Here is a 26,555-nt window from a genome sequence, read left to right as displayed (position 1 = left end):
GGCGTTCGGTAGAGTCAGCAACAGAAACGTGCTCCGGGGTCGGTGAGAGTCCGAACCGGCGGTGATAGTCCGCGAACCCGAGAAACATTCCTGCCGCCCGAGGCTCCGGCCCACGGCGACGAGAACGCGTCGAGGGCCGATCCGGTGGAATTCCGGAACCGACGGTTATGGGTCTGCACCAGCAGGCTCGAGTCCGGATGAGAGGAAGCACGGGTCGTCGACCGATGTCGACGGCCGGCGAGAGCGCGCGCCCAGACGGCGAGCGCTCAGAACGCACCCGGAGTCCGTCTCGACAGAGACCACAAGGACGACATGACCGGGAATCCAGCCCCCACCGAGGCGGAGCTTCGACGCGCCATGCGCCGCGCCATCGACGACGCGGGCAACGGGCCGGCGCGGGGCGTCAACCCGCAGGTCGGCTGCGTCATCCTCGCCGCCCGGCCCGATCCCGCGACGGGCGAATTCGCCGTCATCGCCGAGGGCTGGCATCGCGGCGCCGGCACACCGCACGCCGAGGTCGACGCACTGTCGCAGCTGCCCGCGGGTGCCGCGGCCGGGGCCACGGCCGTCGTCACGCTCGAGCCCTGCAACCACACGGGCCGCACGGGGCCCTGCTCTGAGGCCCTGCTCGCCGCGGGCGTCGCCCGCGTCGTCTACGCCGTGGCTGACCCGGGCCGCCACTCCGGCGGGGGCGCCGAACGGCTGCGCGCCGGTGGCGTCGAGGTCATCGCTGGTCTAGAAGAGGCCGCGGCTACAGCGCTGCTCGGCGACTGGCTCGTCACGGCCCGCCTGGGTCGGCCACTCGTCACCGTCAAGTGGGCATCGAGCCTCGACGGGCGCGCCGCAGCAGACGACGGCACCAGCCAGTGGATCACGGGGCCAGCGGCGCGGGCCGATGTGCACCGCCGGCGCGCAGCATCCGATGCCATCGCCGTCGGCACGGGCACGATCCTGGCCGACGATGCGTCGCTCACGGCGCGCGCCGACGACGGCTCGTTACTGGGCGCTCAGCCCGTTCCCGTGGTGTTCGGCACGCGACCCGTTCCGGCTGAGGCCTCCGTGCGCCGGCATCCGCACGAGCTCGTGACGCTCTCGGGAGGCGACCTCGCGGCCGATCTCGCAGAGCTGCGCGCCCGAGGCATCCGCACCCTGTTCGTCGAGGGCGGGCCCACCCTGGCCAGCGCCTTCGTGCGCGCGGGCCTCGTCGACAGCTACCTCATCTACCTTGCGCCGACGCTGCTGGGCGGCGGGCGCCTCGCCACCACCGACCTCGGGGTCGGCACCATCGACGCACAACGACGCCTCGTCATCGACGGGATCGAACGGCTGGGAGACGACCTCGTGGTCACCGCCCGCCCAGAAGGGACGCACTGATGTTCACCGGAATCATCGAAGAAACGGGCACGATCACGGCCATCGAGCACACGGGTGATGCCGCGCGCTTCACCGTGCGCGGGCCACTCGCCGTCACGGGCGCCGCGCACGGGGACTCCATCTCGGTCTCGGGCGTCTGCCTGACGGTCGTCGACCAGACCCCCGACTCGTTCACGGCCGATGTGATGGCGCAGACCCTGGCCATGTCGACCCTCTCCGGGGCGGATGTCGGGCGCCGCGTCAACCTGGAACGCGCCGCCCAGGTGGGCGACCGTCTCGGCGGCCACATCGTGCAGGGACACATCGACGGCACGTCGCAGCTGCTCTCGATCACCGAGGGCAGCGCCTGGCGTGTGCTGCGCTTCAGCCTCGACGAGAAGCACGCCCCGCTCGTCGTCGACAAGGGCTCCATCGCGATCGACGGCGTCTCGCTGACCGTCTCGGCCGTGAGTGACCCGGCCGAACCCGCGCAGTGGTTCGAGGTGTCGCTGATTCCCGAAACACTCGCGGCCACGACCCTCGGCGAGCGCGTCGTGGGCGACACCGTGAACATCGAGACCGACATCCTGGCCCGCCACATGGAACGCATGCTGGCCATCACCACCCGCAGAACGGAAACCCACTCATGAGCCTGTCGACGATTCCCGAGGCGCTCGAGGCGCTGCGCGCGGGCAAACCCGTGCTCGTGGCCGACGATGAGGGGCGCGAGAACGAGGGCGACGTCATCCTCTCGGCGCAATATGCGACGCAGGAGTGGTTGGCGTGGACCATCCGGCACACGAGCGGCTACATCTGCGCGCCCATGTCGAACGAGTACGCCGACCGGCTCGAGCTGCCGCCCATGGTGGCGCGCAACCAAGACCTGCGCCAGACGGCCTATACCGTGACGGTGGATGCCGCGACGGGCGTGACGACGGGCATCTCGGCGTCTGACCGCGCCAAGACCCTGCGCGTGCTGGGCGACCCGCTGTCGACCGCCACGAGCGTCATCCGTCCCGGCCACATCGTGCCGCTGCGCGCCCGCGACGGTGGCGTGCGCGAACGCCCCGGCCACACCGAGGCCGCCGTCGACCTCATGCGCCTCGCGGGTCTCACCCCCGTCGGCGCCATCTGCGAGGTCGTCGAAGACACCGGCGAGATGACGCGCCTGCCCGGGCTCATCGCGCTCGGCGCCGAGTTCGGCCTGCCCGTTATCACCATCGCCGACCTCATCGCCTACATCGTCGAACACCCCGACGCCGAGGCCCTGTGCGACGGCACGGCGCCCGGCGAAGACCAGACGCCCGCCGACCCCGCCGTGCGCTTCGAGGTCGAGACGACCGTGCCCACGACGCACGGCAGCTTCCGTATGCGCGCCTACCACGACCGCCGCACGGGCGCCGATCACGTGGCCATCGTCTCGGGCAACCCGGCCGCCGAGGGTGCCCTCGTGCGCGTGCACAGCGAATGCCTGACGGGCGAGGCCTTCGGGTCGCTGAAATGCGAATGCGGGCCGCAGCTCGACACCGCGCTCGACACCATCCAGCGCCACGGCGGCGTCGTCATCTACCTGCGCGGGCAGGAGGGGCGCGGCATCGGACTCGTCAACAAACTGCGCGCCTACCGCCTGCAAGAGGACGGGCTCGACACGCTCGACGCCAACATCGCGCTCGGGTTGCCCGCCGATGCCCGCAACTACGAGGCCGCCTCGGCCATCCTCGACGACTTGGGTATGACGTCGGTGCGCCTCTTGACCAACAACCCCGAGAAAGAGCGCCAGCTCACGATGCACGGGGTCACAGTGTCGGAGCGCGTGCCGCTCATCGTGGGAGTCGGCGCGTTCAACGAGGCCTACCTGAACACCAAGCGCGATCGCATGGGGCACATCATCGCGCTGCACGACAACTAGACACCCGACATCCGATGCGGTCTGCATCGAACACACAACACCGAACACAGAGAAAGAGGAACACATGAGTGGCGAAGGACAGCCCGACCTGCACGTCGACGGAACCGGCCTGAACGTGGTCGTGATCGCGGGCCAGTGGCACGAGGTCATCACCAACGGGCTCATCGCGGGGGCCGAGAAGGCGCTCGACGAGATGGGTGTCACGCACCGCCTCGTGCGCGTGGCCGGCAGCTTCGAACTGCCCGTCGCCTCGAAGGTGGCCCTCGAGTCCGGGGCCGACGCGGTCGTGGCGCTGGGCGTCATCATTCGCGGCGGCACCCCGCACTTCGAATACGTCTCGGATGCCGCCACCTCGGGTCTCACGCAGGTGACCATCGCGACCGGCAAACCGGTCGGATTCGGTGTGCTCACGCTCGACGACGAGAAGCAGGGGCTCGACCGCGCCGGCTTGCCCGACTCGAAAGAGGACAAGGGGCGCGAGGCGGCTCAGGCGGCCGTGGCGACGGCCGTGCTGCTGCGCGAACTGCGGGGCGCGTCGAACGCGTAGACAAATCTCGCCGAACAAGCCGCGGGGCCGTGCAGGACGGGCCCCGCGGCTTTCGCGTGTGCGGGCGAACGGGCCGTTTGCGGTTTGCGGCTCTCGCCCGGACTCGAAATCCGCGCCGATTAGCGCGACACGCCGCGCTGGCGTATGGTTTTCAGGTCCGCCACAAGCGGATCTCCCCCTTTTCCGAGGCGGCCCGCGCGAGACCGGCGCATCCGCCCAACGGTGTTTCGTGGTTCCGCCGCCGCTCGGCGCGCGAACCTTCACAGCTACGCAGGTAAGCACAGGTCAATGTCCACAACAGTTTCGTCATCCGCATCCGCCGCCCCGGCCCCCGTCAATCCGCGTTCGCGCGTCGTCATCGCGAGCCTCGTCGGCACGTCGATCGAGTTCTACGACTTCTACGTCTACGCCACGGCGGCCGTGCTCGTGTTCCCGGCGCTCTTCTTCCCGAACCAGGACCCGGCCACAGCCCTGCTCTCGTCGTTCGCTGCCTTCGGTGCCGCCTTCGTCGCGCGCCCCATCGGCTCCATCCTCTTCGGCCATTTCGGTGACCGCATCGGCCGCAAGGGCACGCTCGTCGCCTCCCTGCTGACCATGGGCATCGCCACCGTCCTGATCGGATGCCTGCCCACCGCCCAGGTCCCCGGCTGGGAGTTCTGGGCCCCGGCCCTCCTCGTCATCATGCGTTTCGCGCAGGGCCTCGGCCTCGGCGGCGAATGGAGCGGCGCGGCCCTCCTCGCCACCGAGAACGCCCCCAAGAACAAGCGCGCCATCTATGGAACGTTCCCGCAGCTGGGCGCCCCCATCGGCTTCATCATCGCGAACCTCATCTTCCTGTGGCTGAGCGTGGGCCTCTCCCCCGAGGCGTTCGCGGCGTGGGGCTGGCGTATCCCGTTCCTGATCTCGGCCGTTCTCGTCATCGTGGGCCTCTACGTGCGCCTCAAGCTCGTCGAAACGCCCGCGTTCCAGAAGGTCGTCGAGAAGGGTGAAGTCGCCAAGCTGCCGCTCGCCCGCGTGTTCAAGACGAGCTGGCGTCAGCTCATCCTCGGAACCTTCATCATGCTGGCCACCTACGTGCTCTTCTACCTGATGACCACGTTCACCCTCACGTTCGGCACGACGGCCTCCACGCTCGAGGCCGCTCAGGCGGGCGCCGAGGCCAAGGGCAAGCCCATGTCGGCCGAGGCGATCGACACGTTCGTGCCCGGGCTCGGCTACGCCCGCAACGACTTCCTCATCATGCTCATCGTCGGCGTCGTGTTCTTCGGCATCTTCACGCTCGTCGCCGGGCCGCTGGCCGAGAAGTTCGGTCGCCGCAAGATGCTCATGACCGTGTCCCTCGGCATCCTCGTCTTCGGCCTGCTCTGGGTGCCCCTGTTCGGCGCCGGGTTCGTGGGCGTCATGGCGCTGCTCGTCATCGGCTTCACGCTCATGGGCCTCACCTTCGGCCCCATGGGTGCGCAGCTGCCCGAGCTCTTCCCCGGCAACGTGCGTTACACGGGCTCGGCCATCAGCTACAACGTGTCGTCGATCCTCGGTGCGGCCGTCGCCCCGTTCATCGCCGTCTTCCTGTGGCAGCTCGCCGACGGCAGCGTGTTCCTCGTGGGCACCTACCTGAGCGCCGCCGCCGTGCTCACGCTCATCGCACTCTTCCTGAGCAAAGAGACCAAGGACGTCGACTACGAGAACGACGTCGCCTAGTCAGCGCACCTCCTGACCGCCTCGCGCGGCTGAACGGGGGCGGATGTCGGAGCTTCGGCCCGGCATCCGCCCCCGTTTTCGTCGCGCACCTTCAACTCACGCGCGACACGCTGAGCTGAGCGAAGATTTTCGCGGCGATGCGCGACGCGAAACCACCTATTTATCCCCGGTCAGACCTAACTTCCCGAACGAGGATCCGTCTGGAATCTGTGTACGCGCCTACCCGTGAGCCGCACAGGGAGCACACTCGTTGTGATGCAGCGTGTGCTGCCGGATCAGGAGGGCAGAATGGGACGACGGAATGCGGCGCGGGCGAGCGCTGCAGTACTCGCGGGGATTATTCTCGGCAGCGGATTCGCGCCGATCGCGACGGAGGACGCGTCGGCGGTGACCTGCTATCAGACGCGTCGCGACGCGTCTTACAACTACAAATGCTTCGACATTCGACACTGGATCAAGCACGGGCCCTCGAAGACGATCGTGCGAGGCCCACGAGTAGGCCTCTATGGCACGAGCGCGGTGCCGTCTTATGTCGATTGGCGGTCGTCCGGTACGACGACCTACTGACATGAACGGGGTATGTGAAGCCAGCGGAAGGGGGCCGGCGTCGGCGGGCCACCGCTTCGTCGGAACCGTGTTCATCGTCCTGGCGTGCAGCGTGGGTGCAACGGCATGCTCCACGGCGACAAATTCGGCAAACACAGCTCGACCTGAAGCGACCGCCTCGAGAAGTGTCAGCTCCAGCCCAGCGCCGAGCCTCTTCACGGGACCGTGGGCGCGCGAATTCGACGACGCTCTGTCGAGCGCCGATGATCCGACGAGCGAGGACATCCTGTCGGACGGTCTGATCACGGCAGACGAGCTCTCGCGTGTCGAGCACGAGTTCGCCGCCTGCGCGCTCGGCCTGGGTTACGAGGTGCGAGCGTTCACGCCCGGGGGCGGGTACACGCAGGAGGGAGCTCCAGAATCGTTCGATCCCACCGATCCTGGCGAGGAGTTCCTCGCATGTAGCTCGTCGTATGAGTCGGTGTCGCCTCTGTTCTGGTCGATCGCCAGGAACCCCGCTCACGAACCCGAGCAGAGCATCATGGCCGCCTGCTTGGTCGATCGCGGATTGGCACCCGATGACTACTCGAGCAAGGACTTCGACCGCGACAGACGATCGGGCGTCTACCCGTTCAGCAAGAGCGATCCGATCTTCCTCGATTGCGCGGCCGATCCCCTCGACCTTCTACCGAACCCAGCGCGCCCGGGAGGTGGCCCGAGCCTCTGACGCCGCCTCCGGGAAAGGCACGTAGATTAGAGGGGTCGATCACGAACCACGACAGATGAAAGAACAGATGTCATCCTCTGAGACCCCGCGCACGTCCTCCGCCCGCCGCAGCCCGTTCGGGCGTCGTGGCGCCACACCCGAGGGGCCGCGCGCCACCTTCGGCCAGCTGCTGCCGTATCTGTTCGAGCACAAGAAGGTGCTGTACTTCGTGATCGGCTTGTCGATCCTCGGCGCGGCCGCGTCGCTGGCGCAGCCGCTGCTCGTCTCACAGGTGATCTCGGTCGTGGGCGAGGGGGGCGGGCTCGGCGGTCTCGTCTGGGCGCTCATCGCGCTCGTCGTCGTGTCGTCGATCATCTCGGGCTACCAGCACTACCTGCTGCAGCGCACGGGTGAGGGCGTCGTGCTGTCGAGCCGCCGCCGGCTCGTGGCGCGCATGCTGCACCTGCCGATCTCCGAGTTCGACACCCGTCGCACGGGCGACCTCGTCTCGCGTGTCGGCAGCGACACCACGCTCCTGCGCGCCGTGCTCACGCAGGGCCTCGTCGAGGCCATCGGCGGGTCGCTGACGTTCGTCGGTGCGCTCATCGCCATGCTCATCATCGACCCCGTCCTTCTCGGCCTGACGGTGCTCGTCATCGCCGTGTCGGTCGTCGTCGTGACCGTGCTCTCGGGCCGCATCCGCCAGGCCAGCGCCCGCGCGCAGGCCAAGGTCGGCGACCTCGCCGCGGCCGTCGAACGCGCCATCAGCTCGGTGCGCACGGTGCGCGCCTCCAACGCCACCGAGCGCGAGATCGCCAGCGTCGAGAAAGACGCCAAGGGCGCCTTCGACATGGGCATCGACGTGGCCAAGATCTCGGCCCTCGTGGTGCCCGTCGCCGGCGTCGCCATGCAGGTGTCGTTCCTCGTGGTGCTGGGCGTCGGCGGCTTCCGCGTCGCATCGGGCGCCATCACGGTCGCCAACCTGGTGGCCTTCATCCTGTTCCTCTTCATGATGATCATGCCGCTCGGCCAGGCTTTCGGGGCCATCAGCGCCACCAACCAGGCCCTCGGCGCGCTCGGCCGCATCCAAGAGATCATCGACCTCCCCCTCGAGAACGCCAACGACGAGGCCATCGCGCGCACGGTCGCCGACCCGGGCTCGTGGAACCACGAGGCGCCCGCCATCGAATTCGTCGACGTCACGTTCCGCTACTCCCCCGCGGCCATCCCGCCGGGTGCGGATGATTCGGCGCTGATTCCCACGGGCGAGCCCACCTCGGCGGTCGTCGCCGATGCCATCGGCGGCGTGGACGCGGTTGCGCGCGACGAGAAGCGTGCGGCCGAACTCGCCGCGGTCGAGGCCCAGCTCGCGGAAGCCGAAAACCCGGATGCCCAAGCGATCCCCTCCGCGGTCACGAAGCGCGTCGCGGGCGACCCCATCCTGCGGGGCATCAGCTTCGAGGTTCCGCGCGGCAAGCGCACGGCCCTCGTCGGCCCCTCCGGGGCCGGCAAGTCCACCATCCTGGGGCTCATCGAGCGCTTCTACGACCCCGAGTCCGGCAGTGTGCGCATGGGTGGCGTCGACATCCGCACCCTCGAGCGCACGGCGCTGCGCGGTCAGCTGGGCTACGTCGAACAGGACGCGCCCGTGCTTGCGGGAACGCTGCGCGACAACCTGCTGCTCGCGTCGCCCAACGCCACCGACGAAGCGTGCGTGCACGTGCTGCGCTCCGTGAACCTGGGCGACGTGCTCGACCGCGACCCCGCCGGGCTCAGCGCCCTCGTCGGCGAGGACGGCATCATGCTGTCGGGTGGCGAACGCCAGCGCCTCGCCATCGCCCGCGCGCTGCTGTCCGCTCCCCCGATCCTGCTGCTCGACGAGTCGACGTCATCGCTCGACGGCGCCAACGAGCAGAAGATGCGCGAAGCCATCGACGCCGTGGCCGAAGACCGCACCATGATCGTCATCGCGCACCGCCTCTCCACCGTCGTCGACAGCGACCAGATCGTCGTCATCGACCAGGGCAAGGTCGTCGGCGTGGGAACGCACAGCGAGCTCGTGCAGACCACGCCGCTCTACCGCGACCTGGCGAAGCACCAGCTGCTCGTGTAGCGGAGGCGCCCGGCGCCCGTCGAGAGCATCGCGCTCACCGCCGCTGCCGTGCTGCCGCGCTGCCGCGCTGCCGCGCTGCCGCAGACAAAACGAAGCCGGACTGCACGTGCCCCCAGCGGGCTGCAGTCCGGCTTCGTCGTTCGTGGGGCGCTAGTCCGCCTGGCGGAGGCGGTAGCGCAGGGCGGCCAGTTCGGCGCGCAGGGCAGCGGGCACCCGAGGCCCGAAGGTGTCGAAGAAGTCCTCGGTCAGCTGGGCTTCGGCCAGCCAGGACTCGCGGTCGACCGCGAAGAGTTCGGCGAGGGCATCCGGCGCGACGTCGAGGCCGTCCACGTTCAGGTCGCCGGGAGCCGGCACACGACCGAGGGGCGACTCGACGGCGGGCACGGAGCGCTCGATGCGGCGCACCATCCACTCGAGCACGCGCATGTTCTCGCCGAAGCCGGGCCAGAGGAACGAGCCATCCTCGCCCTTGCGGAACCAGTTGACCTGGAAGATCTTCGGGGTACCCGACGGCGAGAGCGTGCGGCCGACGCGCAGCCAGTGCGCCCAGTAGTCGGCCATGTTGTAGCCGCAGAACGGCAGCATGGCGAACGGGTCGCGGCGCAGTTCGCCCACCGTGCCCTCGGCCGCCGCGGTCTTCTCGGACGAGATCGTCGCGCCGAAGAACACGCCGTTCGCCCAGTCGCTCGCCTCGGTGACGAGCGGCACGTTGGTGGCGCGCCGCCCGCCGAACACGATCGCGTCGATGGCGACGGGCTCATCCCATCCCTCGGCGAGGGTCGGGCACTGCGACGCCGACACCGTGAAACGGGAATTCGGATGCGCGGCCGGTCGACCCGCGTCGGGCGTCCAGTCTTCGCCCGTCCAGTCGACGAGGTGGGCGGGCGGCGTCTCGGTGAGGCCCTCCCACCACACGTCGCCGTCGTCGCGCAGGGCCACGTTCGTGAAGATCGTGTTGCCCCACAGCGTGTCGACGGCCGTGCGGTTCGTGGCCTCGCCCGTTCCCGGCGCCACGCCGAAGAAGCCCGCCTCGGGGTTGATCGCCCACAGCCGGCCGTCGGCGCCGGGCTTCATCCATGTGATGTCGTCGCCGAGCGTCTCGACCCGCCATCCGGGGCGCGACGAGCGCAACATCGCGAGGTTCGTCTTGCCGCACGCCGAGGGGAACGCCGCGGCCACGTGGTAGCGGTTGCCCTCGGGCGACGTGATGCGGATGAGGAGCATGTGCTCGGCCAGCCATCCCTCGTCACGCCCGATGACCGATGCGATGCGCAGCGCCACACACTTCTTCGCCAGCAGCGCGTTGCCGCCGTAGCCCGAGCCGTAGGAGATGACCTCGCGGCTGTCGGGGAAATGGGCGATGTATTTGTCGTCGTTGCAGGGCCACGCGACATCGGCCTGGCCGTCCTCGAGCGGCGCGCCGAGCGAGTGCAGCGTGCGCACCCAGGGCGTTCCCGCGGCGATCTGGTCGAGCACGCGATCGCCCGTGCGCGTCATGATGCCCATCGACAGCACGGCGTAGGGCGAGTCGGTCAGCTGCACGCCGACGAGCGAGAGCGGGCCACCGACGGGGCCGAGCGAGAAGGGCACGACGTAGAGCGTGCGGCCACGCATGCTGCCGGCCAGGACGCCCTCGAGCTCGGCACGCAGGGCGGATGGCTCGCGCCAATTGTTGGTGGGGCCGGCATCCGCCTCGTCGGCCGAGCAGATGAACGTGCGCGCCTCGACACGGGCCACATCGGACGCCGCCGAGCGCGCCAGGTAGCTGTTGGGGCGCCACTCGGGGTTGAGCTGCAGCAGGGAACCGTCGGCAACGGCCTGGCGCGTGAGCTCGTAATTCTCGGCGGTCGAACCCGTGCACCAGTGGATGCTGTCGGGCGTCGTCAGCGCGGCGACCTCGGCGACCCAGGCACGCAGGCCGGCCAGGCCTCGGCCCTCGTAGGGGTTGTCGGGGACGGGGGCGGACCGCTCGGCCCTCGTGGCGCGAGCGACCGTGGTCCGCGTGGCGGAGTCCCCGACGCTGCCGGCAGATGACCCGGTGCGAAAACGCCCGGCATACCCGAGGCCGGCGTTCGTGCGCTCGGTCGTGGCACGTTCTTTTCGGTCGGGGGCGATCGTCATGGTCGCGTCTCCTTCTCGGCGTCTGGCCGGTCGTCGGTGATCCGTGACTCCAGCCTGACGCAGCAATCGCCGGTCTTTATCGCCTCCAGCATGTTAAGAATCGCCGATCTTTCGCTATCGTGAAGAAATGAGCAGCGACGCTACCGATCCGGTCACCCTGGGCCAGCGCATCCGCCATCACCGCCTCGAGCGCGGCCTCACGCTCGACGACCTCGGAACACGAGTCGGTCTCGCGGGCAGCCAGCTCTCCCTCATCGAGAACGGCAAACGCGAACCGAGGCTCTCTCAACTCGGCGAACTCGCTCGGGCGCTCGGGGTCAGCCTCGCCACCCTGCTCGACAGCGCACCCCCGAGCCCGCGCGCCGCCCTCGAAATCGAACTCGACCGCGCGCAACGCAGCCCCCTCTACAGCGCCCTGGCGCTCCCCCGCGTCAAACCGACCAAGGGCATGGCGGATGACGCGCTCACGGCGCTCGTGGGCCTGCACCGCGAGCTGCAGCGCCGGGCCTCAGACGCCATCGCCACCCCCGAGGAGGCTCGGCGTGCGAACACCGAGCTCCGCGCCTGGATGCGCGCGCGCAACAACTACCTCCCCGACATCGACGCCCTCGCCGAGAAGCAGATCAAAGCGGCCGGGCACAGCGTCGGCGCGGTCACCCACCGCACGGTCAGCATCATGGCCGAGCGACTCGGTTTTCAGCTGCTCTATGTGAACGACCTTCCGCATTCCACGCGCAGTGTGACCGACCTGGCGAACGGCCGCATCTACCTGCCGCCCGCCTCCATCCCCGGCGGGCACGGCCTGCGCGCCATGGCTTTGCAGGCCATGGCACACCGGCTGCTCGGACACGAACGCCCCAGCAGCTATGCCGAGTTTCTGCAACAGCGCCTCGAGATCAACTACTTCTCGGCCGCCTGCCTCATGCCGCGCACGGCGGCCGTCGAGTTCCTGGCCAAAGCGAAGAAGGATCGCAACCTCGCGGTCGAGGACTTTCGCGACGCCTTCGGTGTGACGCACGAGGCGGCAGCTCTGCGCATGACGAACCTCGCGACATCCACGCTCGATATGCCGCTGCACTTTCTGCGGGTCGACGGGGATGGCGCGATCGCGAAGGCCTACGAGAACGACGGGCTGCCCCTGCCCACCGACGTGACGGGCGCCGTGGAGGGCCAGATCCTGTGCCGACGCTGGAGCGCGCGAGCGGCGTTCGACCGCACCAACCGCACGACCGAGCTCTACCAGTACACCGATACGCCCGCCGGCACGTTCTGGTGCGCCACCCAGACGGGCACGACGAGTGACGGCGAGTTCAGCATCTCGGTGGGCGTTCCGTTTGCGCAGGCGAAGTGGTTCCGCGGGCGCGAGACTGTGACGCGTGCCGTGTCGACGTGCCCCGACCCGGCGTGCTGCAAGACCCCGCGGCCCGAGCAAGCCGAGCGGTGGGCCGACCAGGCGTGGCCGAGCGCGCGGCTGCACGCGCACGTGCTGTCACCGCTGCCGAGCGGCACGTTCCCGGGGGTCGACGACGCCGAGGTGTATGCGTTCCTTGAGCGGCACGAGGGCGAGTAGCGGGTCAGCGGGTCAGCGCGGCTCGGTCGTGAGCGACGGTTCGACGAGGTCGAGCGTGGGGCGGCCGACGATCTCGGCCCCTGCGGCCTTCATCTCCTCGAGCGCGGCCACGGTGGTCTCGGGCGCAACCCCCGCGACGAGATCCTCGAAGACCCGCACACGCCGGCCGTGCGCCAACGCGTCGAGCACGGTCGCCCGCACGCAGTGGTCGGTCGCGATCCCCACCACGTCGATGTCCGTGATCCCGCGCTCCTCCACGAGCGCGGGCACGGCGCGGCCATCCTCGGCAACACCTTCGTAGGCCGAATAGGCCGGCTCACCCTGCCCCTTGTGCACGTGCACGTCGACCTCATCGGTGACGAAAGCCGGATGGTAGTCCGCCCCGGGTGTGCCGGCGACGCAGTGCTCGGGCCACGTGTCGACGAAGTTCGGGTCAGCGTCGACGGCGAAGTGGCCGCCATTGTCGTTATCGGCGTCGTGCCAGTCGCGCGACGCCACGATCAGCGCATAGTGGTCGGCGTGGTCCGCGAGGTACTCGGTGATCGCGCCCGCCACCTGGATGCCGCCGTCGACGCCCAGAGCGCCACCCTCGGTGAAATCGTTCTGCACGTCGACGATGAAGAGTGCCCGCGACATCCGCTCACTACCCCGCTTCAGTTGTTCGAGAGATTGTTTCCACAATTGTAGAAGCCGGTCGCGAGGGTGTCGATGGCCTGACGAGCGGTTGCCGACACCTTGCCGAGGGCGAAGATCGCGAACACGAGCGTGCTGCCATCCTTGGCCTTGACGATGCCCGACAGCGTGTAGCCCGTCTTGATCGACCCGGTCTTGGCGAAGATGTGCCCGCGCGCCACGGTGTTGCCGCCGTTGAAGCGGTCGCTGAACGACAGCGTGCCCGAGCGACCCGCGACGGGCAGGCCGTCGTAGATGTTGCCCAGGTTGCCCTCGCGCTTGTTGACCTTGAGCATGAGCTGTGTGAGGTACTTGGGCGGCACGGCGTTGTTGTCGCTGAGGCCAGAACCGTCCACCGTGACGATGCCCGACGTGTCGATTCCATAGGCCTGCAACGCCTGAGGTGTGGCCTGGCGGATGGCGTCGAACGTGTTGCCGGCGCCCATCTTGATGGCGGTCAGACGCCCGAGCATCTCGGCCACCGAGTTGTCCGAGGGCACAAGCGTCTGCTTCACGAGCACCGAGACGGGCTGCGACTGCACCTGGGCCAATTCGGTTGCGCCGGCCGGGGCCGTGCCGACGACCGTTGGCACGCCGCCGAAGTACGAGGCGAAGGCCGTGCCCGCGCGGGCGACCGGGTCGGTGCTGCGCGGCGAATCCTGCAAGACGGGGTTGTCGCGGTCGCCGTCGACCTGCAAAGCCGTGATGATCGACATCCAGCCGTTCCAGCGCTCCGAGGTCTCCCAGCTGGGCTGCCAGCCGTCGCCGCCGAAGTAGCTCGCGTCGAGCACGATCTTCGTGATGGGCACACCCGGGTTGGACGCCTCGTAGGCGGTTTTCGCGCGCGCGGCGAGGTCGTCGAGGTGCGCAGCGCCCTTGTAGATCGATTCCTGGCCCGTCGGAAGCCGCGTGAGCGTCACGTCTCCGCCGCCGACCAGCACGATCGTGCCAGGCTCTGAGCCCTGCACCACGCGCGTCGTCGCGCGGTAGTCGGGGCCGAGAGCGGAGAGCGCGGCCGACGTGGTGAGCACTTTCAGCACGCTGGCGGTGCGGTTGGGCGTGTTGGCGTCGCGGTCGAAGAGCACCTCGCCCGTGTCGGCGTTCAGGGCCTGCGCCTGCATGTTGCCGAAGCGGGGGTCGGTGGTGAGGCCCTGCACCGAGCAGGTGCGCAGTTTCGAGGCCGGCACGGCGTTGGCGGGCACCGGGCGCGGCGGCGGCGTGGTGGCTGTCGGGGTGGGCGTCGGGCTCGCGGATGTCGAGGGCGCGACATCCTGCACCTCGGCCGTTTGCGCGCTCGACGTGACGACGGGCGACGTTGCTGCGCCGACGGCCACGGCGCCCGAGCCGATGAGGGCGAAGCCAGCCGCGGCGGCCGTGATCAGCCAGGCGGTGCGGTGGCGGGCGAAGAAGGCTCCGACGCCGCGCGGGGTCGACGACGGTTCTGAAGGACGTTCGGTGGTGTCGTCAGAGGTTTCGCGCACCCGAAGATCCTAAACCGGGGTTCACGTTTTCGCCCCATCGAATGTTGAGTTGTGCGCAGACCGACCTCCGAGCGCTCGGGCACACGGGCACACCGACACACGGACGCCCTGTCGCCCAAGCGCTGCCGTCACGCGGGCACGGCGGGGCGCCGACCCGGCCGTTAGATCGCCCTGTTCCGCTCCCCCGGGTAGACGAGCCCGATCTGTCGCCGGATCTCGTCGAGTACACCCATGATGGCGATCGATTCGCTGGTCGGCAGGATGTCGCCCGAGAGGTGTCCTTCGGCGACGAGTCGTTCGAGTTCGAGCGCCTGATAGTGCATGCCGCGGCCGACGACGGTCGACGTGTATGTCTCCTGCAGCTCGCCATCGGCGTCGTAGCGGCGGAACGTGGTCGGCGAGTACCACACGGCGTCGAGGTCGATGCGTCCGCGCGTGCCGAGCACGGACGCCACGTTGGTGCCCTTGGCCGTGCTGGTGCTGAAGCTGGTGGCGGTGCGGCCTCCCTCATAGCCGAACACCGTGGCGACGGTGGAGTCGGCGCCCGTCTCGGCGAAGGCTGCGGACGCCTGGATGGTGTCGGGGATGCCGAGCACGTCGACCGTGAATGACACCGGGTAGATGCCGAGGTCGAGCAAAGCGCCGCCGCCGAGCTCGAGGTTGTTGATGCGGTGTTCGGGATTCTGCGGCAGGGACTGCGTGTGGTCGGCGACAACGCCGACGAGGTCGCCGAGCAGGCCTTCGGCGAGGATCTCGCGCAGGCGCACCATGTGCGGCAGGAAGCGGGTCCACATCGCCTCGAGCACGACGAGCCCGAGCTCGTTGGCGCGCGCGACGACGCGTTCGGCTTCGGCCTGGTTGAGAGTGAAGGGTTTCTCGACGAGGACGTGCTTGCCGGCGTTCAACGCGAGGAGGGCGTTATCGGCGTGGAACGGATGCGGCGTGGCGATGTAGACGACGTCGACGTCGGGGTCGGCCACGAGGTCTTCGTAGCTGCCGTGCGCGTTGGCGATGTCGAATTCGTCGGCGAATTCTTGCGCCTTGATGAGTTGGCGCGAGCCGACGGCCTGAACGATGAGACCGTTCTGGATGAGGTCTGCGGTGAACGCGTGTGCGATGCCGCCTGGTCCGAGGATGCCCCAGCGGAGCGTGCCGTCTTTAGTCACGGCGCCAGCTTAGTGCTTGTACGTGGGCCGCACGAGGGGTGAAGAAGTGGAGCCGCCCAGGGGAATCGAACCCCTGACCTATTCATTACGAGTGAATCGCTCTGCCGACTGAGCTAGGGCGGCGTGTTTGCCGTTCGCTTTCGCGTGTACGGCAACACAAGGAATGATCTTAGCGGTTTCTGGGCCCGAGTGTGAATCGGGCCCAGCCCCGCCGCGGTCATGCGCGTGTCATTTATTTGTTGATCAGGTGCATTTCGGATCGGAGGTCAACGCGGTGCCATTGACCAGATAGTCGTCCACGGCATTGTCCACGCATTCGGAGCCCTTGTTGTACCCCGTGTGCCCCTCGCCTTCGTAGGTGAGGAGGAATCCGCTTTCGAGCTGATCGGCGAGCGAGACGGCCCATTCGTAGGGCGTTGCCGGGTCATTGGTGGTGCCGACGACCATGATGGGCGGGGCGCCGGGGGCGTTGATGGCGGCTCGCTCGGCGCCGTCGGTGTAGGGCCAGTTGGCGCATCCGATGTCGCCGTAGGTCATGTAGCTGCCGATGACGGGGGCGGCCTTCTCGATCTCGGCGGCCTGCTCGGCCATGACGGCCGGGTCGGCGTCGTAGGTATAGTCGAGGCAGTTGTAGGCCGTGAACGATTCGGTGGAGTTGTCGGCGTAGGTGCCGTCGGGGTTGCGCCCGTTGTACCCGTCGGCGAGTGTGAAGGCGACGCTGGCGGAACCCTTCATGACGTCGTCGAACATCTGGGTGAGGTAGCTCCAGCTGGACTGCGAGTAGAGCGGGTAGATGATCGCGGTGACGAGCGTGCCCGAGCCGAGCATGCGCCCGTCGGAGTTGCGGATGGGCGTCTTGTCGACGGATTCGAGCAGCGCCCGGATCTGGGTCATGGCCTGATCGACCGACCCGGTAAAGGGGCAATCCGAGCCGCCGAGGCAGCTCTCGAGGTAGGCCTTGAGGGCGTTCTCGAAGCCGATCGACTGCGTCTTGGTGACCTCGAAGTTGCTGACCGACGGGTCGATGGCGCCGTCGAGCACGAGGCGACCGACCTTGTCGGGGAAGAGTTCGGCGTAGGTGGCGCCGAGGAAGGTGCCGTAGGAGTAGCCGAGGTAGTAGAGCTTGCTGTCGCCGACGAGGGCGCGCAGCAGGTCCATGTCGTGGGCCGATTGCACGGTGTTCACGTAGTGCAGGAAGTCGCCCGTGTTGTCGGCGCAGGCCTTGCCGAAGTCGGTGGCGCTCTGGGCGCTCTCCTGCTGCCAGGCTTCTGTTCCGCGCGCGTTGGCCGGGATGTCGTAGAGGTAGGCGTCGAGCCCTTCCGGGTCGAAGCAGGTGACGGGTGTCGACCGGCCGACGCCGCGGGGGTCGAAGCCGACGACGTCGAAGGACTCTTGCAGCTTCTGGTCGGTGGCGAAGTCGAGGCTGTCTGCGACGAAGTCGTAGCCGGAGCCGCCGGGCCCGCCGGGGTTGACGAGCAGCGAACCGACGCGGTCGGAACCGGTGGCTCGGGAGCGCACGGCGGCGATCTCGACCGAACCAGCCGCGGGGTCATCCCAGTTCTCGGGCGTGTCGAAGGTGGTGCATTCGAGCTCGCCGCCCTCGCAGCTCTTCCAGGTGAGGGTTTGCTCGTAGAAGGGCTTCAGATCGGCGGCCACGTCTTCGGCTACGGGCGTGGATGTGCTGCTGCCTCCGCCGTTGCGGTCCCCCGGCAGGAAGGCCGTGACGCAGCCGCTCAGGGCGAGGGCGGCGACCGTGACGGTGGCGACGACGCTCGCGGCGCGGCGGCGCACCGAGCGGCGGGGGCGTCGACCCGCGACGGATACCTCGGCGGCAGCGAGTTCCCACGGCGTGGAGCTCTGCGGGGTGCTGCTGTCGCCCGGCGCGTTCTGCTCGGCCTGGTGCCTGTCGGTCTTGTCCATGTCGTCGTTACCCATGTCGTCGTTGCCCATGTCGTCGTTATTCATGTCAGCGTTGTGCCGCGACCAGCATGGCTTCGAGGGCCAGTGCCGGTGCGACGTTCCCCTCTATGCGGTGGCGGGCGGTGGCGATGGCGTCGAGTGTGGCCATGGTGCTGGCCTGGCTCGACGATTGTGCTGATTGTCGCAGGTGCGGCAACAGCTCGCGATTGATGATGGTGTCGTCGATGCCGAATTGCAGCAGCGCGATGTCGCGATAGACCGATTGCAGGTCGACGAGGATGCGGTCGATGCCGTCGCGCAGGCTGCGGGTGGCGCGGCGCTTCTGTTCTTCTTCGAGGCCGCGGATCTGTGCGCGTAGGGCGGGCGGAACGGGTTTGCCGGGTTCGATGCCCAGCGAGCGCAGCGCGTGTTCGCGTTCTTCGGCGTCGCGTTGCTCGGTGTAGGCACTCGCGTCGGAGCCGGCGAGCTCGAGTAGCGTGGCCGCCCCCACGACGGCGTCCGAGACGGTGCGCACGGTCAGCGCCACTCGAAGGGTCTCTTCGCGCCGCTGACGTGCGGTCTCGTCGGTGGCGAGCCGGTGTGCCATGCCGATGTGGTTCTGGGCGTGCCGGGCGGCGCGCTCGGCCGTCTCGGCGTCCACGCCGTCGCGGCGCTGCAGGAGCGCGGCCACTTCGGTCACGTCGGGCACGCGCAACCGCACGCTGCGGACGCGCGACCGGATGGTGGGAATGAGGTCGGCTTCGCTGGGCGCGCACAAAATCCACACGGTGCGCTCGGGCGGCTCTTCGAGGGCTTTGAGGAGCACGTTGGAGGTGCGCTCGGCCATGCGGTCGGCGTCTTCGACGACGAGCACGCGGTAGCGGCCGACCGAGGGCGCGTAGGACGCACCCGTGACGAGGTGCCGCACTTCGTCGATCGAGATAATTACCTTGCTCGTCGACAGCGACGTCAGATCGGGATGCGTACGCGCGTCGACCTGCTGGTCGGTCTGCTCGTCACCGCCCGGCACACGGCTGAGCAGGGCTTTGGCGAAGGCATAGGCCAGGTTGGAACGCCCGGAGCCCGGAGGCCCCGTGATGAGCCAGGCGTGCGTCATGGCTTGCGGGTTCTGGCTGGCGTCGGTCAACAGCTCGACGGCGTCCGTCTGCCCGATGATGTCGTCCCAAGCTCCCACGGTTCCACCTTACCGGCGGCCTCCGACAACCGGCGGGCGTCACCTCAGCGGCCCCGGCCACAGGAGCCGGCTGCGCGCGAGCTCACCCCCGGCCGAACGGGCAGATGCTGGCGGCGCGGCTCCACGGGAAGAGCAGCCGACTGCGTGTGGCACCAGAGCGCTCCGGGAGGAGCGGGCGGATGCTGGCGGCGGGGCAGCCCTACGGGAGGAGCGGGCGGATGCGTGCGGCGATCGTCTCGGCGACGAGTTCGACGGGTTCGGCCGCGTCGATCACGGCGACCCGCTCGGGCTCGTTGTCGGCGATGGCGAGGAAGGCTCCGCGGACCCGGCGGTGGAAGTCCTGCTTCTCGGCCTCGAGGCGGTCGAACCGGCGTTCGGTGGCCCCCATCCTGGCCCGTGCGGTTTCTTCGTCGAGGTCGAGGAGCAGCGTGACGTCGGGCGCCAAGCCGTCGGTCGCCCAGTCGGACAGCGCGCGGATCTCTTCGCCCCCGAGCGTGCGCCCGGCACCCTGATAGGCGACCGAGGAGTCGATGTACCGGTCTTGCAGGACGATGTCTCCGCGTTGCAGGGCGGGCCGGACGAGCGTGGCCACGTGTTGAGCACGGTCGGCGGCGTAGAGGAGCGCCTCGGCGCGCGGGGGGATGTCTCCTCGGTGGTGCAGAACGATCTCGCGCAGCAGCAATCCGACCTCGGTGCCGCCGGGTTCGCGCGTGCGAACGACGGTGTACCCCTCATCGGTCAGCCACTGCTCGAGGAGGGCGGCCTGGGTCGATTTACCCGAGCCGTCCCCTCCTTCGATCGTTACGAAGAGGCCGGGATGCGGTCGCTCGCTCATGTCGCGTCGGCGGCCGGTTTCGTGGCGGCGGGCTTCTTGGCCGGTGCCTTCGCGGTGGCCGTTTTCGCCGTAGTCGTTTTCGCAGCGGCCGTCTTCGCAGCGGTCGGCTTTGCAGCAGTTGCCTTGGCAGCGGCCGGCTTCTTGGCGGGTGCCTTCTTCGCGGGCGCCTTCTTGGCCGGAGCCTTCTTCGCCCGCGGTTTGGCCGGACCCTTTGCGCGCTTGTCGGCGAGCAACTGAACGGCCCGGTCGAACGTAATCTCTTCGACCGATTCGGCCTTGGGGATGGTCGCGTTGGTGACGCCGTCGGTGACGTAGGGCCCGAATCGGCCGTCCTTCACCTTGATGGGCTTGCCGCTTTCGGGGTCGGCCTCGAACTCTTTCAGGGAGCTCGAGGCGCGCTTGGCACCGTATTTGGGCTGGGCGTAGAGCTCGACGGCTGCCGGGATGTCGATCGTGAAGATCTCGTCCTCGCTCGTGAGCGAACGCGTGTCGGCGCCCTTCTTGAGGTAGGGACCGTAGCGGCCGTTCTGGGCCGTGATCTCTTCGCCGCTCTCGGGGTCGTTGCCGACCACGCGGGGCAGGCTGAGCAGCTTCATGGCCGTATCGAAGTCGATCGTCTCGGGCGACATCGACTTGAACAGGGACGCGGTGCGCGGCTTCTCGGCGGCTTTCTTGGCGGGTGCCTTCTTCTTGGCGGGTTTCTTGGCGCCGTCGAGCACTTCGCCGGTGGCCTGGTCGACGGTGGCGGCATCCGCTTCGGGAGTTTCGCCTTCGGCGGGCTCGGGGTCGACCTCGGTGACGTAGGGGCCGAAGCGACCGTCCTTCGCGACGACCTGCTTGCCGTTCTCGGGGTTGACGCCCAAAACGCGGTCACCGATGACGGGCGCGTCGATCAGCTCGCGCGCCTTAGCCGGCGTGAGCTCGTCGGGTGCGAGTTCTTCGGGGATGTTGACGCGGCGCGGCGTTCCTTCGGCGTTGTCGGGGTCGGGCACCTCGAGGTAGGGGCCGTACTTGCCGATGCGCAGGGTGATGTCGTCGTCGATGCGCAGGGAGTTGATGTCTCGCGCGTCGATCTCGCCCAGGTTGTCGATGACCTGGCGCAGGCCGGTGTGGTCGTCTCCGCCGTAGTAGAAGTTCTGCAACCAGGCCGTGCGGTCTTGGCTGCCGTTGGCGATGCGGTCGAGGTCTTCTTCCATCGCAGCGGTGAAGTCGTACTGCACGAGGTCGCCGAAGTGCTGCTCGAGCAGACGCACGACGCTGAACGCGATCCAGCTGGGGATGAGCGCCTGCCCACGTTGCGTGACGTATCCGCGATCCATGATCGTCGCGATGGTCTGCGCATAGGTGGAAGGTCGGCCGATGCCGAGCTCTTCGAGCTGTTTGACGAGGCTTGCTTCGGTGTAGCGGGGCGGCGGGCTGGTCTCGTGGCCCTTTGCCTCGACATCGCGCAAGGCGACCTGCTGGCCTTCGGTCAGCGGCGGGAGCTTCGCTTCCTTGGCGCTGGCATCGGCGTTGCGGTCTTCGTCCTGGCCCTCTTCGTAGGCGTTGAGGAACCCGCGGAACGTGATCACGGTGCCGGATGCGGTGAACTCGGCGACCTTGTCGGCGGTCGCTTCGATGGTGACCGTGGCGGTCTGCCCCTTGGCGTCGGCCATCTGGCTGGCGACGGTGCGCTTCCAGATGAGGTCGTAGAGCTTGAAGTCGTTGCCGTGCAGGGTCGACGCGAGCGACGACGGTGTGCGGAACGTGTCGCCGGAGGGCCTGATGGCCTCGTGCGCCTCTTGCGCGTTCTTGGACTTGCCGGCGTATTGACGCGGCTTGTCGGGGATCGTCTCGGCGCCGTAGAGGCTGGTCGCCTGCGCACGGGCCGCGTTGATGGCCTGGCTCGACAGCGATGCCGAGTCGGTTCGCATATAGGTGATGTAACCGTTTTCGTAGAGCGACTGGGCGACGCTCATCGTCTGACGGGCCGAGAACCGCAGCTTGCGCGCGGCCTCCTGCTGCAGCGTCGACGTCGTGAAGGGGGCCGCCGGGCGGCGCGAGTACGGCTTCGATTCGACTTTGCTCACGCGGACCGGCGTGCCGGGGGCCGAGAGCGCGGCGGCCAGGCTGGTGGCGGTGGCCTCGTCGAGAGGAACGGCCTTGCTCTTCAGCGCACCGGTGTCGTCGTAGTCGCGGCCGGTCGCGACGCGTTCGCCGTCGAGTCGCACGAGACGTGCCTCGAATGGGGTGGCGTCGTCGGCGGCGACGTGGGCCGTGAGGTCCCAGTAGCTGGCCGCGGTGAAGGCGAGGCGTTCGCGCTCGCGGTCGACGACGAGGCGGGTGGCGGCGGATTGCACGCGCCCGGCGGAGAGGGCGGGACCGACCTTGCGCCAGAGCACGGGCGAGATCTCGTATCCGTAGATGCGGTCGAGGATGCGGCGCGTCTCCTGCGCGTCGACCAGGGCGACGTCGAGCTCACGCGTGTTGTCGGTGGCCGCGAGGATGGCATCTTTGGTGATCTCGTGGAAGACCATGCGGCGCACGGGCACTTTGGGCTTCAGGACCTGGAGCAGGTGCCACGCGATTGCTTCGCCTTCGCGGTCTTCATCGGTGGCGAGCAAGAGCTCGTCGGCGTCTTTCAGGGCTCGTTTGAGTTCGGCGACAGTTTTCTTCTTGCTGTCGGACACGACGTAGTACGGCTCGAAGCCGTTGTCGACATCGACGGCGAACTTGCCGAGGCCGCCCTTTTTCAGGTCGGCGGGCAGGTTCTTCGGCTCGGCCAGGTCACGAATGTGCCCCACCGAACTCAGGACCTCGTATCCGTCGCCCAGATAGCCGGCAATCGACTTCATCTTGGTGGGCGACTCTACGATGACCAGCTTCTTTGTGCCTGTCACCAGACTCCTCTCGTCAGCCACACCATACACACACCCACTGGGCCTCCACCTAATCGGCTGCCGCGTGATTCCGCCGCGAACGACACTGACCCCTTGTGCCCGTTTCGGTTGTGAGGACAATAAGAGGTATGAGTGACACGACGAAGACGACGTACACGGCCAAGCTCACAGATGGACCCCTCGAAGGTCGCACGGTGGCAACCGGCTTCTTGGAGGACGGTCGGCCGAAGCCCACGGTCGAGATTCCGGCCGCTGGCGGCAAGACCTATGTTTATGCGCGCTCCGCGGGCCAGGAGTTCGAGTCGGCGGGTTCGGCGCTGCCGAGCGCTGTCGCGTATCGCTTCCTCACCACGAACTTCTCCTAAGCGTGTGAACGCGGGCGGGCCGCTCATGCGACCACCCCGCTCGCTCGTGCTCGCGCCGTGAAGGAGATTCCGAGGAAGGCATCGCTCACTTCGACGCACATCGCGTCGTCGCAGGGATGACACACCGAGACGCGCGCGTTGTACGCTGCAGCCACGAGGGCGGCGGCTTCGCAGGGGTCGGCATCCGAGAAGCCGTTGCGGGAGTCGGCGGCGGCGAGCGCCGATCCGTCGGCGGCGTGCATCAGGTTCTGTCGAGCCAGCGCGGCCCCGCTCGACGCCGCGAGCGCCACAGTGATCGACGCACCACACGCGATCAACGCGACGGACAGCAGCGTGCCCGAACCTCGAATACACGAACCACACGCGCCGCAGCCACTGAGGTCGGCGGGTTGCCGCGCTGCCGCCGGGGAGCGAGAGGGCTGATGCAGTCGGCCCTCGGTGACGCACCGGCGTGTCGTCACCTTGCAGAGGAGCGCGTTCATCGTCCGCCTCCGAGGGCACAGGCGTAGGCGACCAGTCGGATGCCGGTTGCACGGCCCCCGGGGAGCGCCCAGGCTTTCGCGACCTCGGCGCAGACGAGTTCGCCATCGGTAGAGGTTGCGAGCTGGGAACCCGGGGCGACCCGCGCGGCGAGAGCCCCGGCGGCCGCAGCGGACTCACCACGACCGAGAGCGCGCGCGGCATCGGCGGCCGCATCCGCGAGTCGCACCTGATGCGCCGCGGCTCCCAACGCTCCGACCGTCATGGCCAGAACCAGAAGCACGGCGGGCATCGTCACCGCGAACTCCGCGGCTGCGGAACCCCGTTCGTGTTCTGAGGCCCGCGCGGGCCCGAGCGCGGCATGTCTGTCGTCCACGGTCAACCGACGTTCAGCGCGCGTCGGACGAGGTCGAGGAGAATGCCCTTCACCTCGTCGCTGCGCATGATCACGACGAGTAGACCAGCGAATGCGACGGCGGCCATGGTCGTTATGACGTATTCCGCTGTGGCTGCTCCGGTTTCGTCGGCGAGCGATCGACCGCCTCCCGGCACATACGAGGTCGAGGGCCACTGCGACGACGATGGCTCGCGCGTTGGTGCGAGTTCGGGCATGAGCGGTGAGAAGGGATACATGAGGCTCCAGTGGTTGTGGGCGGGCGGTGTGAGGGCAGCTAGAGCGCGCTGACGGCGCTCGAGAGGATGCCGGCGACGATGGGGACGACGCCGAGGAGGATGAAGGCGGGCAGGATGCAGAGCCCGAGCGGGAGGAGCAGCTGGGTGCCGAGCTTCTCGGCGTTGCGGGCGGCCACGGTGCGGGCCGTGCGGCGGTAGGCCTGCGCTTCGGAGGCGAGGAGAAGGGAGGCCGGGATTCCGGCGCGCTTCGAGAGCACGAGAACCGCTTCACGGTCGCGGCGCTCGGCCTCGTCGGTCGCCGCCTCGAGTTCGCAATCCGAGACGGCCGTCGTCACGGCTGCCACGGCGGCGAGCGCGGACCGCCCGGACGCGAGCGCAACGATCGTGAGATCGAGCAGGAGACCGGGGGCACGCCCGCGAGGCGCCACCGCGAGGACCAGGCGATTGCTCCAGCGGTGCGCGATCAGCACCAGTAAGACGGCGGTGACACCGCAGACGCCTCCGACGATCGAGGTGAACAGGAACTGGAGCGTGTCGAAGCCGAGGAGGGCTCCGAAGACCAGGCCAACTAGGGGAAGCGCGAGCACAAGACGAGATGACGCCGTCGGCCCGGCCAATGCGATCTGGACCGCGCGTTCAGTGGATCCGATGTCGAGGAGGGATTCGCCGATCGACGAGAGGCAGGGCGCGAGCGGCGCCCCGGTGACCTCGGAAACCTGCCAGGCGGCGGCGACCGCACGCCAGAGCGGGGCCGCCGGGCCCGTCTTCGGTGCGGCCCCGAGGAGCGCGGGCACGACGCTTCCCCCCGGCCGAAGTTCGCGCACCGCACGGACGACCGGCGCGACGCTGTCTGAAGCCACGGCTGCCGAGTCGTCGTCGAGGTAGCGCCACGCCGAACCGGGTGAGACCCCCGCTTCGAGGACGACGGCGAGCCTCTGCACGACCGTCGCGATGTTCTCGGCGTGCGGGCGTTCATCGACGGCTGCGGCGTGCATGATCCGTCGAACGACGGGGATGCGACGGGCCGAGAGGCGGTGGACGGTCACGAGGAGACCTCCGAAGCGATGGTGAGGCGGCCGCGTTCGTCACGGGTGAAGTGCCCGAGTGCCGCGACGCGCCTGATGCCGCCGACGCGCCGCAGGTGGACGATGAGACCGATGGCACTGACCGCCTGGCGAGCGACAGCCTCTGACGACATGCCGGCCAGGGCCCCGAGCGATTCGAGCCGTGCGGGCACGTCGCTGAGGGAGTTGGCGTGGACCGTGCACGCCCCGCCCTCGTGGCCGGTGTTCAGGGCACCGAGCATGTCTCGGATCTCGCTGCCGCGGCATTCTCCGAGCACGAGTCTGTCCGGTCGCATGCGCAGCGACTCGCGGAGGAGGCGGGCGATGTCGACGCCTCCGCTGCCTTCGGCATTGGGTTGGCGCGCTTCGAGCGAGACGACGTGGGGGTGATCGAGCACGAGTTCGGAGACATCCTCGACGCAGATGATGCGCTCGGACGGATCGGCATCGGACAACAGGGCGGCGAGCAGGGTGGTCTTCCCCGTTCCGGCTCCGCCCGAAATCAGCACGTTGGTGCGAGAGGACACGGCCTCGCGCAACCGCCGTGACAGGGCATCGCCACGCGGAGCGAACATGCCGCGCGCGTGGAGATGCTCGAGTAGGAGGGGCCGCTGCGCCGGGACCCGGATGCTGAGCGCCGCTCCCCCGACGGACAGAGGCGGCAGCACGGAGTGCACCCGGATGCCACCGGGCAGGCGCACATCGACGAACGGGCTCACCTCGTCGACATGCCTGCCGCCCTCGGCGATGAGACGAACGGCCAGGGTGTGGACGACGTCGTCGCCCCCGCTCCATTCGACGATGCGCTCGAAGCCCCGGCCCCGGTCGACCCAGGCACCACTCGAACCGGTGATCACGATGTCTGTCACGTCGTCGAGGAGGAGGTAGGGGCCGAGGTCACCGAAGCGCGACGCCGTGTCGATGCGGAGCGGAGCAACGGGCGCGATCGGGATGACGCTCGACGTCGACGCGCCGTGCCCGCCGCTGCCGCGCTCGCCAATGCCGGACAAAGCGCGATCGCGATACCGCTCGATGAGGAGCGGCCGCGGAACGGGTCGTGACTGCTCGGCAGGCGGCGCCGAGAGTCTGGGCGCGGGGCGCAGCCCTGAGCCGAAGGCGGCCCGGGCGCGATCCCTGACGCGCTTTTGCTCGAGGAGAGAGTTCATGCCTGTGACGGTATGCGCGCTCGCCGCCTCGCGAGGCGGAGACGGTCAAGCTGTGGACAGATCCCGCGAATGCCGCCTGTGGAGAACGAATTGCCGACCCGAACGGGGAACACCCGAACTGGGGCAACCGAAATCGGCGGAGAAGGCGCGCTCA

General features: G+C 68.7%; 22 protein-coding genes, 1 tRNA gene and 1 riboswitch. Of the genes, 9 read left to right on the top strand and 14 right to left on the bottom strand.

The features are described from left to right. The first annotated feature begins 25 nt into the window (after positions 1-25). Positions 26-214: riboswitch (FMN riboswitch) on the top strand. Between the two features lie 98 nt (positions 215-312). From ribD to ALI44B_RS14345, 7 genes are all read left to right on the top strand, one after another. Further along, a complete protein-coding gene (gene ribD / locus ALI44B_RS14375) occupies positions 313-1,374 on the top strand; it encodes a bifunctional diaminohydroxyphosphoribosylaminopyrimidine deaminase/5-amino-6-(5-phosphoribosylamino)uracil reductase RibD (RefSeq protein ID WP_077055245.1) in 1,062 nt (353 codons plus the stop codon). Then, entirely contained in the window at positions 1,374-2,003 is a 630-nt protein-coding gene (locus ALI44B_RS14370) for a riboflavin synthase (protein WP_077055244.1), read from the top strand. Before ribD ends, ALI44B_RS14370 begins: the two co-directional genes overlap by 1 nt. Next, entirely contained in the window at positions 2,000-3,262 is a 1,263-nt protein-coding gene (locus ALI44B_RS14365; RefSeq protein WP_077055243.1) for a bifunctional 3,4-dihydroxy-2-butanone-4-phosphate synthase/GTP cyclohydrolase II, read from the top strand. Before ALI44B_RS14370 ends, ALI44B_RS14365 begins: the two co-directional genes overlap by 4 nt. Before the next feature lie 64 nt (positions 3,263-3,326). Beyond that, positions 3,327-3,809 carry a 6,7-dimethyl-8-ribityllumazine synthase gene (gene ribH, locus ALI44B_RS14360; protein ID WP_077055242.1) on the top strand — a complete coding sequence of 161 codons (483 nt, stop codon included), beginning with the start codon at positions 3,327-3,329 and terminating at the stop codon, positions 3,807-3,809. 288 nt (positions 3,810-4,097) lie between these two features. Beyond that, entirely contained in the window at positions 4,098-5,510 is a 1,413-nt protein-coding gene (locus ALI44B_RS14355) for an MFS transporter (RefSeq protein ID WP_077055241.1), read from the top strand. Positions 5,511-6,144: 634 nt separating this feature from the next. Beyond that, complete coding sequence (locus ALI44B_RS14350; protein ID WP_077055240.1) at positions 6,145-6,783, top strand: hypothetical protein; 639 nt, start codon at positions 6,145-6,147, stop codon at positions 6,781-6,783. A 67-nt stretch (positions 6,784-6,850) separates the two neighbouring features. After that, positions 6,851-8,875 carry an ABC transporter ATP-binding protein gene (locus ALI44B_RS14345; RefSeq protein ID WP_077055239.1) on the top strand — a complete coding sequence of 675 codons (2,025 nt, stop codon included), beginning with the start codon at positions 6,851-6,853 and terminating at the stop codon, positions 8,873-8,875. A 150-nt stretch (positions 8,876-9,025) separates the two neighbouring features. Here ALI44B_RS14345 and ALI44B_RS14340 read toward each other — a convergent pair whose 3' ends face one another. Next, the gene (locus ALI44B_RS14340; protein WP_083710063.1) at positions 9,026-10,996 is read right to left on the bottom strand and encodes a phosphoenolpyruvate carboxykinase (GTP); all 1,971 of its coding nucleotides are present in this window, start codon (positions 10,994-10,996) and stop codon (positions 9,026-9,028) included. A gap of 127 nt (positions 10,997-11,123) precedes the next feature. On the opposite strand from ALI44B_RS14340, the gene ALI44B_RS14335 reads away from it, so the two are divergent. Further along, positions 11,124-12,566 (top strand): helix-turn-helix domain-containing protein, encoded by a 1,443-nt coding sequence (locus ALI44B_RS14335; RefSeq protein WP_077055238.1) that lies wholly within the window; start codon positions 11,124-11,126, stop codon positions 12,564-12,566. 12 nt (positions 12,567-12,578) lie between these two features. Here ALI44B_RS14335 and ALI44B_RS14330 read toward each other — a convergent pair whose 3' ends face one another. The 8 genes from ALI44B_RS14330 to topA form a co-directional block, all read right to left on the bottom strand. Next, on the bottom strand, positions 12,579-13,202 hold the full coding sequence (locus tag ALI44B_RS14330) for an isochorismatase family protein (protein ID WP_077055237.1): 624 nt from the start codon (positions 13,200-13,202) through the stop codon (positions 12,579-12,581). 17 nt (positions 13,203-13,219) lie between these two features. Further along, the gene (gene dacB, locus ALI44B_RS14325) at positions 13,220-14,719 is read right to left on the bottom strand and encodes a D-alanyl-D-alanine carboxypeptidase/D-alanyl-D-alanine endopeptidase (RefSeq protein ID WP_238592222.1); all 1,500 of its coding nucleotides are present in this window, start codon (positions 14,717-14,719) and stop codon (positions 13,220-13,222) included. 161 nt (positions 14,720-14,880) lie between these two features. Then, a complete protein-coding gene (locus tag ALI44B_RS14320; RefSeq protein ID WP_077055236.1) occupies positions 14,881-15,885 on the bottom strand; it encodes a Gfo/Idh/MocA family protein in 1,005 nt (334 codons plus the stop codon). A 47-nt stretch (positions 15,886-15,932) separates the two neighbouring features. Continuing rightward, positions 15,933-16,008: transfer RNA gene (locus ALI44B_RS14315), tRNA-Thr, on the bottom strand. 120 nt (positions 16,009-16,128) lie between these two features. Beyond that, positions 16,129-17,850, bottom strand: a complete 1,722-nt coding sequence (locus tag ALI44B_RS14310; RefSeq protein ID WP_238592221.1) for an alpha/beta hydrolase — start codon at positions 17,848-17,850, stop codon at positions 16,129-16,131. Between the two features lies 1 nt (position 17,851). Continuing rightward, positions 17,852-18,979 carry a DNA polymerase III subunit delta' gene (locus tag ALI44B_RS14305; protein ID WP_077055235.1) on the bottom strand — a complete coding sequence of 376 codons (1,128 nt, stop codon included), beginning with the start codon at positions 18,977-18,979 and terminating at the stop codon, positions 17,852-17,854. A 199-nt stretch (positions 18,980-19,178) separates the two neighbouring features. Next, a complete protein-coding gene (gene tmk / locus ALI44B_RS14300; RefSeq protein ID WP_077055234.1) occupies positions 19,179-19,814 on the bottom strand; it encodes a dTMP kinase in 636 nt (211 codons plus the stop codon). Beyond that, the gene (gene topA / locus ALI44B_RS14295) at positions 19,811-22,693 is read right to left on the bottom strand and encodes a type I DNA topoisomerase (protein ID WP_077055233.1); all 2,883 of its coding nucleotides are present in this window, start codon (positions 22,691-22,693) and stop codon (positions 19,811-19,813) included. Before topA ends, tmk begins: the two co-directional genes overlap by 4 nt. A gap of 128 nt (positions 22,694-22,821) precedes the next feature. Here topA and ALI44B_RS14290 point away from each other — a divergent pair, with 128 nt between their 5' ends. Then, complete coding sequence (locus ALI44B_RS14290) at positions 22,822-23,058, top strand: hypothetical protein (RefSeq protein ID WP_077055232.1); 237 nt, start codon at positions 22,822-22,824, stop codon at positions 23,056-23,058. A 23-nt stretch (positions 23,059-23,081) separates the two neighbouring features. Here the strand turns inward: ALI44B_RS14290 and ALI44B_RS14285 are convergent, their stop codons facing one another. The 5 genes from ALI44B_RS14285 to ALI44B_RS14265 all read right to left on the bottom strand — a co-directional run bounded on the left by ALI44B_RS14285 (position 23,082) and on the right by ALI44B_RS14265 (position 26,401). After that, positions 23,082-23,300, bottom strand: a complete 219-nt coding sequence (locus ALI44B_RS14285; protein WP_077055231.1) for a hypothetical protein — start codon at positions 23,298-23,300, stop codon at positions 23,082-23,084. A 236-nt stretch (positions 23,301-23,536) separates the two neighbouring features. After that, positions 23,537-23,914, bottom strand: a complete 378-nt coding sequence (locus tag ALI44B_RS14280; RefSeq protein ID WP_083710062.1) for a TadE family type IV pilus minor pilin — start codon at positions 23,912-23,914, stop codon at positions 23,537-23,539. Positions 23,915-23,916: 2 nt separating this feature from the next. Further along, positions 23,917-24,171: a DUF4244 domain-containing protein gene (locus tag ALI44B_RS14275; protein ID WP_238592220.1), complete on the bottom strand. Its 255-nt coding sequence runs from the start codon at positions 24,169-24,171 to the stop codon at positions 23,917-23,919. A gap of 38 nt (positions 24,172-24,209) precedes the next feature. After that, the gene (locus ALI44B_RS14270) at positions 24,210-25,217 is read right to left on the bottom strand and encodes a type II secretion system F family protein (RefSeq protein WP_083710060.1); all 1,008 of its coding nucleotides are present in this window, start codon (positions 25,215-25,217) and stop codon (positions 24,210-24,212) included. Next, entirely contained in the window at positions 25,214-26,401 is a 1,188-nt protein-coding gene (locus tag ALI44B_RS14265; RefSeq protein ID WP_083710059.1) for a TadA family conjugal transfer-associated ATPase, read from the bottom strand. The genes ALI44B_RS14270 and ALI44B_RS14265 overlap by 4 nt, the downstream gene beginning before the upstream one ends. Positions 26,402-26,555 lie beyond the last annotated feature (154 nt).

Origin of the sequence: Leifsonia sp. ALI-44-B (assembly GCF_001984125.1) — a bacterium.
In the GTDB taxonomy this organism is placed as follows: domain Bacteria; phylum Actinomycetota; class Actinomycetes; order Actinomycetales; family Microbacteriaceae; genus Okibacterium.
The sequence above is the reverse complement of the archived record's forward strand: the minus strand, read 5'-3'. Positions and strand labels throughout refer to the sequence as shown.

Bases quoted from the DNA above. Each gene is read 5' to 3' on its own strand.
- ribD (WP_077055245.1), top strand. From the start codon at position 313: ATGACCGGGAATCCAGCCCCCACCGAGGCGGAGCTTCGACGCGCCATG.
- ALI44B_RS14370 (WP_077055244.1), top strand. From the start codon at position 1,374: ATGTTCACCGGAATCATCGAAGAAACGGGCACGATCACGGCCATCGAG.
- ALI44B_RS14365 (WP_077055243.1), top strand. From the start codon at position 2,000: ATGAGCCTGTCGACGATTCCCGAGGCGCTCGAGGCGCTGCGCGCGGGC.
- ribH (WP_077055242.1), top strand. From the start codon at position 3,327: ATGAGTGGCGAAGGACAGCCCGACCTGCACGTCGACGGAACCGGCCTG.
- ALI44B_RS14355 (WP_077055241.1), top strand. From the start codon at position 4,098: ATGTCCACAACAGTTTCGTCATCCGCATCCGCCGCCCCGGCCCCCGTC.
- ALI44B_RS14345 (WP_077055239.1), top strand. From the start codon at position 6,851: ATGTCATCCTCTGAGACCCCGCGCACGTCCTCCGCCCGCCGCAGCCCG.
- ALI44B_RS14340 (WP_083710063.1), bottom strand. From the start codon at position 10,996: ATGACGATCGCCCCCGACCGAAAAGAACGTGCCACGACCGAGCGCACG.
- ALI44B_RS14335 (WP_077055238.1), top strand. From the start codon at position 11,124: ATGAGCAGCGACGCTACCGATCCGGTCACCCTGGGCCAGCGCATCCGC.
- ALI44B_RS14330 (WP_077055237.1), bottom strand. From the start codon at position 13,202: ATGTCGCGGGCACTCTTCATCGTCGACGTGCAGAACGATTTCACCGAG.
- ALI44B_RS14310 (WP_238592221.1), bottom strand. From the start codon at position 17,850: ATGAATAACGACGACATGGGCAACGACGACATGGGTAACGACGACATG.
- tmk (WP_077055234.1), bottom strand. From the start codon at position 19,814: ATGAGCGAGCGACCGCATCCCGGCCTCTTCGTAACGATCGAAGGAGGG.
- ALI44B_RS14290 (WP_077055232.1), top strand. From the start codon at position 22,822: ATGAGTGACACGACGAAGACGACGTACACGGCCAAGCTCACAGATGGA.
- ALI44B_RS14285 (WP_077055231.1), bottom strand. From the start codon at position 23,300: ATGCACGCCGCCGACGGATCGGCGCTCGCCGCCGCCGACTCCCGCAAC.
- ALI44B_RS14275 (WP_238592220.1), bottom strand. From the start codon at position 24,171: ATGTATCCCTTCTCACCGCTCATGCCCGAACTCGCACCAACGCGCGAG.
- ALI44B_RS14265 (WP_083710059.1), bottom strand. From the start codon at position 26,401: ATGAACTCTCTCCTCGAGCAAAAGCGCGTCAGGGATCGCGCCCGGGCC.